General features: G+C 70.7%; 8 protein-coding genes and 1 tRNA gene. 7 read left to right on the plus strand and 2 right to left on the minus strand.

What is annotated here, in order from left to right; translation table 11 throughout:
- The first annotated feature begins 223 nt into the window (after positions 1-223).
- The gene (locus tag JOD65_RS05580; RefSeq protein WP_191193367.1) at positions 224-1711 is read left to right on the plus strand and encodes an NAD(P)/FAD-dependent oxidoreductase; all 1488 of its coding nucleotides are present in this window, start codon (positions 224-226) and stop codon (positions 1709-1711) included.
- A 36-nt stretch (positions 1712-1747) separates the two neighbouring features.
- On the opposite strand, the gene JOD65_RS05585 is transcribed toward JOD65_RS05580, so the two are convergent.
- Positions 1748-2836: a phosphatase PAP2 family protein gene (locus JOD65_RS05585; RefSeq protein ID WP_191193366.1), complete on the minus strand. Its 1089-nt coding sequence runs from the start codon at positions 2834-2836 to the stop codon at positions 1748-1750.
- A gap of 226 nt (positions 2837-3062) precedes the next feature.
- Here JOD65_RS05585 and JOD65_RS05590 point away from each other — a divergent pair, with 226 nt between their 5' ends.
- Positions 3063-5687 carry a hypothetical protein gene (locus JOD65_RS05590; RefSeq protein WP_191193365.1) on the plus strand — a complete coding sequence of 875 codons (2625 nt, stop codon included), beginning with the start codon at positions 3063-3065 and terminating at the stop codon, positions 5685-5687.
- On the opposite strand, the gene JOD65_RS05595 is transcribed toward JOD65_RS05590, so the two are convergent.
- Positions 5682-5757, minus strand: a tRNA-Lys gene (locus tag JOD65_RS05595). The two genes, JOD65_RS05590 and JOD65_RS05595, sit on opposite strands and share 6 nt — an antisense overlap.
- A gap of 504 nt (positions 5758-6261) precedes the next feature.
- Between JOD65_RS05595 and JOD65_RS05600 the strand changes: the two genes are divergently transcribed.
- The 5 genes from JOD65_RS05600 (at position 6262) to JOD65_RS05620 (ending at position 11536) form a co-directional block, all read left to right on the plus strand.
- Entirely contained in the window at positions 6262-7353 is a 1092-nt protein-coding gene (locus JOD65_RS05600) for a glycosyltransferase family 4 protein (protein WP_191193364.1), read from the plus strand.
- Positions 7350-7832, plus strand: a complete 483-nt coding sequence (locus JOD65_RS05605) for a DUF305 domain-containing protein (protein WP_191193363.1) — start codon at positions 7350-7352, stop codon at positions 7830-7832. The genes JOD65_RS05600 and JOD65_RS05605 overlap by 4 nt, the downstream gene beginning before the upstream one ends.
- Positions 7833-7982: 150 nt before the next feature.
- A complete protein-coding gene (locus JOD65_RS05610) occupies positions 7983-8378 on the plus strand; it encodes an ATP-binding protein (RefSeq protein ID WP_191193362.1) in 396 nt (131 codons plus the stop codon).
- 533 nt (positions 8379-8911) lie between these two features.
- Entirely contained in the window at positions 8912-10702 is a 1791-nt protein-coding gene (locus JOD65_RS05615) for a histidine kinase N-terminal 7TM domain-containing protein (protein WP_191193361.1), read from the plus strand.
- A gap of 177 nt (positions 10703-10879) precedes the next feature.
- Positions 10880-11536, plus strand: coding sequence for a class E sortase (locus JOD65_RS05620; RefSeq protein WP_372440103.1), 657 nt, complete (start codon positions 10880-10882; stop codon positions 11534-11536).
- Positions 11537-11639 lie beyond the last annotated feature (103 nt).

Consider the following 11639-nt stretch of genomic DNA (forward strand, 5'->3'; position numbering starts at 1 on the left):
GACTCTTTTCAACGGGGGGTGAGGGCCGGGGGTGGACAGTCCAGTGGAGCCATGATTGCCCAGGAGCGGGTGGTTCAAACCTCGACGTCACCATAGTTCTTCGCGAGTGTGGGTAGTGGTGTGAGCAAGGCGACGCGCCCGGCGTTTCGCGCGGCGCACGGCCGAGGAGGAGAATGGACGTGGCAGTGGACGGCACGACGCACCTTCGACCCCAGGAGCTTCCATGACCTCGCCCGCGACGCAATCCCCCCGACACAAGGTCGTGGTGATCGGGTCCGGCTTCGGCGGTCTCTTCGGCACGAAGGCGCTCCGCCACGCGGACGTCGACGTCACCGTCATCGCGAAGACCACGCACCACCTGTTCCAGCCGCTGCTCTACCAGGTCGCGACCGGCATCCTGTCGGAGGGCGAGATCGCCCCGCCCACCCGCGAGGTTCTCAGCTCGCAGGACAACGCCACGGTGATCCTGGGCGAGGTCACCGACATCGACCTCACCGCCAAGACGGTCACCTCGCAGGTGCTGGGCCGCGACACCGTGACGTCGTACGACTCGCTGCTGGTCGCCGCGGGCGCCGGCCAGTCCTACTTCGGCAACGACCACTTCGCCGAGTTCGCGCCCGGCATGAAGAGCATCGACGACGCCCTCGAGCTGCGCGGCCGCATCTTCGGCGCCTTCGAGATGGCCGAGCTGGGCGCGACGCGCGGTGACGACGTCGACCACCTCCTGACCTTCGTGGTCGTCGGCGCCGGCCCCACCGGTGTGGAGATGGCCGGCCAGATCGCCGAGCTCGCGCACCGCACGCTCCGCAAGGACTTCCGCGCCATCAACACCCGCACTGCACGCGTGGTCCTCATCGACGCCGCCGGCCAGGTGCTGCCGCCGTTCGGCGCCAAGCTCGGCGAGAAGGCCAAGGGCGAGCTGGAGAAGCTCGGCGTCGAGGTGATGCTCGGTGGGATGGTGACCGAGGTCGACGAACGCGGTCTCGAGGTCAAGTTCAAGGACGGCCGCACCGAGCGGATCAACTCCGTCGCGAAGATCTGGGCCGCGGGCGTGCAGGCCAATCCGCTCGGCAAGACCCTGTCCGAGCAGACCGGCGCCCCGCTCGACCGCGCCGGTCGCATCGCGGTCAACCCCGACCTCACGCTGCCCGGCCACCCCGAGGTGTTCGTCGTCGGCGACATGATCGCCCTCGACAACCTCCCGGGTGTGGCGCAGGTGGCGATCCAGGGTGCGAAGTACGCCTCCAAGGAGATCCGCAACCGGATCGAGGGCAAGCAGCCCCAGCCGCCGTTCAAGTACTTCGACAAGGGCTCGATGGCGATCATCAGCCGGTTCGACGCCGTCGCGATGGTCGGCAAGCTCCGGCTCACCGGCATCGTCGCCTGGCTGATGTGGCTCGGGGTCCACCTCGTCTACCTCACCGGCTTCAAGAACCAGGTCTCCGCGCTGATGCGCTGGGCGATCACCTTCGCCAGCAACAACCGCTCGGAGCGCACCACCACCGAGCAGCAGGTCTTCGCTCGCGCAGCGCTCGCGCGGCTGCGTCGTGGCGCGGCCGACCTGGTCTCCGACCCGGGGATCTACGACGCCTCTCGCGTGATGATGGAGGAGACCCGTCGCCAGGAGCTGGAGGCCGCAGCGGCCCGCGAGGCGGAGCTCACCGACTCCGGCGCTCGCGGCGTTCCGGCCGACCGCGTCGGCGGCGCCTGACGTCGTACGCCCGTCGGCTGACGGCCAGATGGGTCGTCAGTCCGCCACCGCAGGTCGAGGGCCGTGCTCGGTGACCTCTGATGAGCGCCGCCGGGACGGGAGGCGGTTGCCGGTGACCCGGGCCGCGAGCCGGAACGCGACGATCGCGATGGCGGCGCCGGCCAGGTCGTCGGCGATGTAGTGCCAGCCGAAGTAGAGCGTCGCGACGACCGTCAGCGCGAAGTTGACCCAGAAGACGGTGCGGATCACCTGGCTGCGGACCGTGTGCTGCGCCATGAGCGCCCAGAGCAGGGCGATCGCGGTGTGCAGGCTGGCGAAGCCGGCGACGCCCTGGTAGTCGCCCTCGCCCCAGAGGAACCCGTGGCGCGAGTAGACGAGCGAGTCCATCAGGTCGGACGTGCCGTTGGGGATGAGGTCGCTGGTCAGCCAGGGGTACATGATCCCCGGGCCCAGCGTCGGCAGCAGGTAGTAGGACACCGTGCCGAGCGTCCACGCGATCCCCTGCGCGGTGACGAACCACCAGCCGTGGCCGATGTTGCGTGACCAGACCAGCCAGACGGTCACCAGGATCGCGACGAGTGGGATGTAGGCGAGGTAGACCGCGGACAGCACGTGCGCCGAGAAGCCGGTCCCGAAGAGGTCCTGCGTCAGGGTCGCGGGGTCGTGCCCCAGGAGCAGGAGGCGGTCCAGCACGCGCAGCTCGCTGTCGTACTTCATGTCCCGCACCAGCGGCAGCAGGGACTTGAGGTTGCGGTAGGCGACGTAGACCACGTAGAAGCACGAGATCCCGACGACCACCAGCTGCAGGCGTGCGCGGGTCCAGTGCGTGCGCACGCGGTGCCGCACCGCCGCGACCGTGCGGGCCGGGTCGAGCCGTCCCTGCCACAGCGCGCGCGGGAGCACGTCGAGGACGATCGCCGTCAGGCACAGCACCGGAAGGCGGACCCACGACGGCCCCAGGAAGCTGCCCTCGGGGTCGGCCACCGGCCGGTCCAGCATCCAGCTGGCGACGAACGTGACGGCACCGATGAGCGCTGCGTTGGCCACCAGGAACGCGTAGGGCTGACGCTCGCTGTCCCGGATCCCGGTCGTTGCGTCGAGGACAGCAGGCGATGGCGCGGACATGTGACTCCGGTGGTGCAGGGGCGGGCGTGAGGAGCCATTCTCGCCAGCCGGGCCAAACCCTCCCAGTCGGCGCGGGTGTGATCTCGGGCTGACGGGCGCGCGAGGCCCGCTTCGACCCCCCTCTGGGGAGGCTTGTCGACGACCCGCGCGCGTGCTGGAATCAGCCAGCGCCCACCGGCCCGACGATCGGGGACCCGGTCTGGTGCGCCCGACTCGGGGGTGTGCGGTGGGACGACTGGCGACGTGGTGGGTGACCACGCTGGTGGCTGCTGCGGTCGCCGTGCCGTCGTACGCCGCCCCGGTGCCCGGGCCGAGCGGGCCGAGCGGGTCGTCCTCCGAGCGCACGCACGCCGTCCCGCCGTCGGTGGGGATCAGGGTGCGGCCGTCGATCGTCGACGCCGGGAGGCCGGTCGCGCTCACGGGCATGGTGCGTCACGTCGCGCCGCGGTCGCAGGTGCGGCTGGAGATCAGGACCGCTGGCGGATGGCGCCGGGTCGGCGTCGACCGGACGAACCGGTTCGGGGGCTACGGCTTCCGCACCGTGCCGCCGCGCGGGGACAGCACCTTCCGGGTCCTCCTCCCGCGCCGCACGGGGCAGTCCCGGGCGCGGTCGCAGCTCGTGACCGTCCGCGCGACGTGGACCCCGGCGCTGACGCTCACCGCGGTGTCGTACGACGCTGCTGCCGGTGGTGGCGTGGTCACCCGGGTGGTGGGTGCCGCGCCCGAGCTGGGCGGCGTCCTCCTCGAGCGGCAGCGACGGCCGGTCGACGGAGCCTGGGCGGCTGCGGGTTCGGCGCTCGTGTCCGGCGACGGCTCCTGGGCCGACACGGTGACCAGCGAGCCCGGGTGGCAGCTGCGCTGGGTGGCGCCCGCGGGCGGTGCCCGGCAGGCGGCGGCCACCAGCGACGTCACAGTCGCTGCCCTGCCGACGCCTCCCGCGCCGGACCCGGATCCGGCCCCCCAGCCCACGCCGGACCCGAGTCCGACGCCCGACCCGACGCCCGACCCCGATCCGGATGTCGCGCCCACCCTCACCGCGATCGCGACCCACTACCCGTCGTCCGGCTTCGCCCAGGTCGTCGGCACGAGCACCGGTCTGACGAGCGACGACCAGGTGCAGCGCGAGGTGCAGCGGGACGGCGGGTGGACGCCTGAAGGTGCCCCCGTCGGGGTCGAGGCCGACGGCCGGTTCTCCGACGTGTTCCGCATCGAGCTCGGGCTGTCCTACCGGTACGTCGTCCCGGCGGCGGGCGAGCGCGCCGGCGCGGTGTCCGACAGCTTCGGCTTCGCCTCGCCCGGCCCGCGGAGCGTCCCCCTCGACGCGACCACGTCCGTGACCTTCCAGCCCGGGCAGCGCGTCCTCGACCTCGTCGTCGACCTGCAGGCCGGTCAGCGCTGGACCTGGGTGGGCACGCCGGTGGCGTCAGCCACCCTGGTGCCGCCGACGGGGGAGCCGGTGCTGCTCAGTGGCGACGCCGTCACCCGGACCGCTGACCGGTCCGGCGACCACACGATCCGGCTGACGCGCGAGGACCTGTGGTCGGAGGCGACCGGCAGCATCACCCTGTCCACGCCCCGGGTGGTCCCCGCCGAGGTCGACGAGCCGGCACGAGACCTGGTCAGCTCGCTGCCCGGACAGCTGGTGGAGATGGCCTTCGACGGCGACGCCGGATCCGTCGTCTCGGAGTACGCGCGACCGCCCGAGACCGGCGCACTCCCGCGCAGCACCCCGACGCTGATCGCGCCGTCCGGCGACGTCGTACCCCGCTGGGGGCGGCTGCAGCGGGAGGGCCACGTCTGGCGGCTGCCCGAGACCGGTGCGTACACCCTGCGCTTCACGCCTGGGCCCCACGACGTGGTTGACCGACCCGGTCAGGTGGTGCTCTCGGCGCGGGTCGCCGACGTGTCCCTCGACCGGACCGACCGCATCTCGCTCGAGCAACCCGGACGGGTGGCCGTCGTGCGGACCACGGTCCCGGCCGGGCTGACGGTGACGTTGTCCGACGACGGCCCGGCGCACCTCCTCGAGGAGCTCTTCGGTCCCGACGGCGAGCCGATCGACACCTACACGACGTCGCCGAAGGTCTCGCCGACCGTCGCCGGCACCTACACCCAGCTGGTGTCCTACCCCTTCGGCCCGACAGGTGCCCGCTACTTCGCCTCCGCACCCGGCACCCTGACGGCGACCGTCGACGGACCCCTGGTGACGTACGACCTGGGCGGAGTCCCCGACGCGTCCACGCTCGTTCGGGTGCCCATCACGACGGCCGAGCAGGTCTTCTCCGTCGAGGTGCTCGACGCGGACGGCGAGCTGTGCGGCCGGCGCATCGGCTTCGTGGACGAAGGCCCTCTGTGGACGATGGTCTCGCAGAACGTCGTGAGCCCTCAGTACCCACCCGTGCTGTGGACCTACCGCACCGGTGACCTGGTGATGTCGGTCAACCCGTGCGACGACACCGGCAGGATCCGCGTCGTGACAGCGGTGGTCGCCCCCGAGATGACACCGGTCCCCACGCCGCTGGGTGACGACGACACGCTCTGGACCACCGACGTCGACATCGCGGTGTCGACGCCGGGCCAGGTCACCGTCGTCCCCTACGACGCCGGCCCCTCCGTGACGAGCGACCGCGTCGACGTGTCGTTCGCCGACTCGTCCTTCGCGGCCGACACGTTGTTCCACGTCGGCTGGTCCCGCGGCGACTCGGCGGGATCCACCGGAGGTCATCCGGGCACCGCCGCCGACTTCTGGCTGTCGACGACATTCCTGTGGGACGAGGCGACCTTCTTCGTCTACGCCGGCCCCCGGGCGACGGGCACAGCGACCCTGCGGGTGGAGCGGTACGACTGGTAGGCCTCCAGGGGCTCGAACCCTGAACCAACGGATTAAAAGTCCGCTGCTCTACCAATTGAGCTAGAGGCCCGGGACATGGGGACTTCAATCCGATGAACCCTCAGACAACCCATGCTCCTGCTGCGGATCCTCTCAGAGGCGGCCGGCTACCCGGACACGTCGGGTAGGAACAAACCTCAGGACACGTGTGTGATCCGTGTGGCCCTTCACCGCCACGGCTTCTGAGCAGGGCCCAGCAGTGCGGGGGGACTGTGTGGCGACGCCGTCCTCGCAGAGACCAGCCGGATCTCGGACCACGGGCGGTGAGACCCGTCCTCGGCGTCGGGAGGACCGCGCTAGGTTGGAGGTCGACTGCCAGTGTCAGGTCCGTGCCACGGTCACGAGGCGTGCGGGCTCTGACGTAGGCAGCAATCCCAGGCGGTAGCGAGATGACCTCGCAGCTCAGCACGGCACGGCCCCTCGAGCACGCGGATCACCTACGCAGGTCAGGTGTCGAGTGATCTCGTTCGTCTGGTCACCCGGAGAGCGTCTGCCGGCCGGCACGGGTGGGTCGGAGAACTACACGGTGGGTCAGGTGCGCGAACTCACCCGGCGCGGGATCGAGGCTCGCGTGGTCACCATCGGACTGGGGACGGCCGACGGCCGTGACGAGTTCGACGACGTCCCCTTCCACTCGGTCGCCGCCCTCGGCGCCCTGGGGAGTCTGGACGACACTCTCGTGTTCGTCAGCGAGGCCCCTCCGACGACCACCATGCACCCCGCCTACCAGGTCCTCCACGTGCCCCCACCGCTGCGACAGCAGGCGCAAGCATCCGTGGTGGCCGGGACACGGGACCGCACGCTCATCGCGACCAGCCGCTACGCAGCCGCACTCTGGGCGGACTTCCTCGACGTAGGACTCGACACGATCCATGTGGTCTACCCGTTCGCCGAACCGGAGTTCGCGACCCGGCCTCGGGCGGACAGGAACGACGAGGTGACCCGCGTCCTGTACGCCGGGCGGCTCACGCCCGAGAAGGGGATCTACACCCTGCTCTCGGCGCTGCACACCGACTTGTTCGATCCTGACTCCGTCTCCGTCACGGTGACGTCGGCCGGCGCTGACAAGCCGCAGGGCGCGATCATCGAACGGTTGCTGCGATCGCACCCCGACATCGCTCTCGTTCCCGCCCGGCGCACGCCCGCCGACATGGCGTCGTTGCTCGTCGAGCACGACGTGGTCGTGATGCCTTCGAACGCGCAGTACTGGCACGAGACCTTCGGGATACTGTCGATCGAGGCCCAGCACGCCGGCTGCCGAGTGGTCGCCTCGCGCGATGGCGGGTTGCCGGAGACCGACTGCGGCGCGCTGGTGCTCGTGGATGCCGACGACGCCGAGGCGCTGGCCCAGGGCATCGTGACCGCTCGCCGCTTGGGACCGGTCCTCGAGCACGAACGCCTGGACGCCTGCCGGGACTTCACGGTCGCCGACTCCGTCACGGCGCTGCTGGCGGTCATCGAGGGTGTGACGGGTCCGACCCCCATGGAGGTCATCCAGGCGCTCGAGGAGCTGGTGGCGCTCCCGTCCGCGGCCGAGCCGCACATCCGTCCCGCCGTCCAGTCCCCAGGCATCCAGAGCGAGACCGTCCGCTCGGCGTTGCCGGTACGAGCAGTGGGGTCACCGTGATCATCTGGGCCGGACGACCGGAGGGTCACGCGAAGCCGGAGGGCAACGCCACCGACCTCCGCTACCTGGAGTACGCCGTGGCGGCGCTGGAGCCGATCATGGCGATCTGTGCGGACGCGGCCCGCAGCTCGAGCCCGAAAGTCCGAGCCCTGGCCCGTGAAACCTTGTCGGTCCAGACCGAGCGCTTCGACGCCATCTCGGCCCTGCTGCGCGACTGGGGAAGGGCCGAGAGGACCAGTCCACCGGTCGCCGAGACTCTCGTCGGGCTCGACGGGGAGGCGCTGGACAAGTTGTTCGTGGACCGGCTGGCCGCTCATGCTCGCGCCTCCATACTGAGCTCCCGTGCCGAGCTGATCGCCGGCGCGAGTAGGTCGACGCGGCACCTGGCCGAGCACGCCATCCACGCGGGCGATCGACAGCTCGCGGCGCTGCAGGGTCTGCTTCTCGTCGCAGCCTCCGCGGGAGACCTGCGCAAGTGACTCGTCGCTCCTGGCGTCGGGTCCATGGATGCCAGCCGCTGTGATGGTGCACGCGCGTTGGCAAGGCATACATTGAAGGTCCTGCCCCGCATTCGCGCGTAGCGCCTGCCCTTGCCCGGCCCGTGACTGTGAGGCGATGGAGGGTCTGGCATGGCGAGTCCGCCGGACTGGTCGCACCAGGTCGTCCTTGAATGCGAGGCCGTGAGCGCTGGTCGGGCACGTGACTTCGTGTGCCGTCACCTCGCGGCGCACCGCCTCCCGCATCTCGTGGAGGACATCCGCCTGGTCGCCAGCGAACTTGCAACCAACGCCATGGATCATGCTCGGACACCGTTCGTCGTAACCCTGTCGATGGCGGGCGGGACAGTCCTGCTCGGCGTACAGGACGGCTCGGATGCGATCCCAGTTCGATCCGCGTCGGGCTGCATGGACGTCCACGGCCGTGGACTGGTGATCGTGGAGTCGCTCAGCAGCGCATGGGGCTTCAGCACCGACGATCGCGGGTTCAAGTCGGTGTGGGCGACCTTCCCCGAGCGGCATCAGTGAGTGAGCCCGCTCATCGACATGTGCGGTCGTCACGTTGCTGAGGCCGTGAAGGCAACCAAGATGTAGGTGGGGGTGGCGATCGAGGTTGTTGCGAGCTCGGTCGTGTCGCGAGCTGGTCTCACGAGGTGCCCGCCGGCGCTCGCTGCGTGAGCGAGCATCGTCGGGAACCCCGTGAGCAGGACTAGGTCTATCCCGGGCATCGCGTTGGCACAACCATGGTTGAACCGGCGACTTCTTGGTCAGTGTCAGCCTGCCGAGACCCAGCGAGAGGTCCGCCTGAGGCCGGTTCGCCAGCGTGCCTCTCGACGGACCCGCGTGATCGCGGCCGTCGGCTCGCAAGCGCCCCGAGATCCCGTGCGCGACTGCTGTGGTGTCGAGTCCGGTACTGGACATGACCCCAAAACTGGGGAGGTGGACGAGGTCGTGACAGTAGGTGTTGGCGTGTCACGACAATGAACGGATCGCGGCCAGCTGCTCCCGTCGCGGTTTCGTGGGGGGCGGTGGTCGGGAGTTGTGCCGCTTGAGGGGGCGGAATGGGACTCGGGGTGCTGACGTCCTTCGCGACGGTCATGGCGACGGCGGGGATCGCTCTGGCCTGCCTGGCGGCGTACGTCGCCTGGCGCCGGGACGCGCGCATGGGCTGGAGCCTGGCCGTCCTGCTCCTGGCGGGGGCCTGGTGGGGGCTCGCCTACGCGGTCGAGCTGGGCGTCGACGACATCGCGCTGAAGAGCAGGGTGGGTGACCTCAAGTACCTCGGCATCGTCATCCTCGCGCCGGCGTGGCTGGTGTTCGTGCTGCAGTACGTCGGCCGGCAGCGGTGGGTGACGTGGCGGCTGCTGTGCGCCCTCGCCGTCGTACCAGTGGTCACGACGCTGCTGCTCGCGGTCCCAGCGACGCACGACCTGATGAGGTCGTACCCCCCGGCCGCGGACGGCGAGGTCCCCGAGGTCCAGGCGGGGCCGTTGTTCAACACGTTCTTCGGCTACAACTACCTCGTCCTCGTCGGCGCCACCGTGCTGTTCGTCGTCACCACGGGGCGCCTGGCACGCACCTACCGTCGGATGGCCGTGGTGCTCGTCGTCGCCGCGCTCGTCCCCCTGGCGGTGAACGCGCTGTACAACACCAACGTCGGGTGGTTCGCGTCCATCGACCTCACCCCGTTCGCGTTCACCCTCACCGGGGCGGTGCTGGTCTGGGGGCTCTTCCACGAGCGGCTGGTCGACCTCGGGCCCCTCGCCCGCAGCGCCGTGCTCGAGAGGATGGCCGACGCCGTCTTCGTCACCGACCCCTATGGGCGCATCGTCGACCACAACCCGGCAGCCATCGAGCTGCTCGGAACGAGCCGCACCGCGTCGCTGGGCCGGTGGCTGGAGGACGTCGTGCCGACCGACGCCTCGGACGAAGGGACGGTGGAGCTGGACCTGCCCGGTCTCGATGGAGCCGTGCACCGCCGGACGTTCGACGTCTCCCGCCAGCAGCTCAGCGACGGGGCAGGCCGTCCGGCGGGTGTCGTGGTGGTGCTGCACGAGATCACCGAGCGGGTCCACGACCGACAGCGCCTCGAGCGCATCCTGGAGGACCAGTCGCGGGTGGCGGCGGCCTTGCAGGCCAGCATGGTGCCGCCGACGCTTCCCGACGTCCGGGGCATCGAGCTCGCGAGCCAGTACCTGCCTGCGGGGGACGGTCGGGAGGTGGGTGGTGACTTCCTGGACGTGTTCGACCTGGGCCAGGACACGTGGGGCTTCGTGCTGGGCGACGTGAGCGGGAAGGGCGCGGAGGCGGCGACGGTGAGTGCGGCCACGAGGTACACACTTCGTGCCCTGGCGGCCGCCGACGCCTTGCCCAGCGAGACGGTGCGGAAGGTGAACACCAGCCTGCTGGGCCACGCCGGCCTCGAGCGTCACTGCACGCTTGTGTACGGGCAGGTGCGCCCGGAGCACGAGGGGGCCACCGTGGTGTTCACCTTGGCCGGGCACCACCCTCCGATCGTGCTCCGGGCCGCCGGTGAGGCCGAGGAGGTAGGTGCCTTGGGGACCGCGCTCGCGTTGTTCGACGATCCCGAGCTCCACGACACCACCGTCCACCTGGGCCCTGCGGACCTCCTGTGCGTCTTCACCGACGGCCTCGTCGAGGCACGTCGGGAACGCGAGATGTTCGGGGTCGAGCGCGTCACCGCCGTCCTTCGATGTGCCGCCGCGGGTACTGCGGCCGAGATCTCGACCCGCCTCGTCGACGCGGTCCACGACTTCCACGGCGACCAGCTCGCCGACGACCTCGCCATTCTGCTCGTGCGAACGGTGCTGAGTCCGCAGGCTCCGTCGTAGGCCCCGCGGCGTCGTCCTCAGTCGGGGATGACGGGCCCGACGATCGGGATGGGCGCTTCGTGTCTGTGGGCGCGGGCGCACGTGCGTACTTCACGCGCCCGTGGACGAAGGCGGAGGACCCCTTGCCTGCGGCGCTCATCCCAGACTGGCCAGCGCGCCAACCTGTCACACTGGGTCGTGGCCAGGTCGGGATCCCGAGGACGCTTTCGGCTCGCGGCGGGTGCGCTGCTCATCCTCGCGGGCGTGGCGGTCCTCGGCTGGGTCGCGTGGCAGTTCTGGGGCACCACATGGGTGTCCGAGCGCCGGCATGCCGCGATCGCCGACGAGCTCCGGCAGGAGTGGGAGGTCGGCCAGCCGGTGACGACGGTGGACGAGGGTGAGGTGACGGCGCTCGTCAGGATCCCGGCGTTCGGGGACGACTACGCCGTCCCTCTTGTCGAGGGCACCTCGGACGAGGCGCTGGCCGCAGGGTTCGGGCACGTCGAGGGCACGGCACAACCGGGCGAGGTGGGGAACGTCGCGATCGCCGGGCACCGGGTGACGCACGGTGAACCGCTCGCCGACATGCCGGACCTGCAACCGGGGGACCAGGTGCTCGTGGAGACCGCCGAGGCCGTCCACACCTACGTCCTCGACACAGGCGGGGACGACCTGACGGTCGGGTTCGACGAGACGTGGGTGCTGGGTCGCCTGCCCACGAACCCGGCCGGGGAGACGCAGCCACGGCAGCGCCCAGGACAGCGGCTGTTGACGCTGACGACGTGCGCAGAGCTGTTCCATACCGACGACAGGCTGGTCGCGTTCGGTCACCTCGTCTCGAGCGTGCCTCGCTGACCGCGCGTCACCCGGGACGGGTGAGGCACCGTTCGGTCTCCCGCGTGAGGCTCGGCTCGCCGTAGCATGGGTAGGCGCTCGGGGTCGCCGGACCGCGGGCCTC

Origin of the sequence: Nocardioides cavernae, assembly GCF_016907475.1 — a bacterium.
Classification (GTDB): domain Bacteria; phylum Actinomycetota; class Actinomycetes; order Propionibacteriales; family Nocardioidaceae; genus Nocardioides; species Nocardioides cavernae.

Coding starts and splice junctions, on each gene's coding strand:
- JOD65_RS05580 (WP_191193367.1), top strand. CDS start 224: ATGACCTCGCCCGCGACGCAATCCCCCCGACACAAGGTCGTGGTGATC.
- JOD65_RS05585 (WP_191193366.1), bottom strand. CDS start 2,836: ATGTCCGCGCCATCGCCTGCTGTCCTCGACGCAACGACCGGGATCCGG.
- JOD65_RS05610 (WP_191193362.1), top strand. CDS start 7,983: ATGGCGAGTCCGCCGGACTGGTCGCACCAGGTCGTCCTTGAATGCGAG.
- JOD65_RS05615 (WP_191193361.1), top strand. CDS start 8,912: ATGGGACTCGGGGTGCTGACGTCCTTCGCGACGGTCATGGCGACGGCG.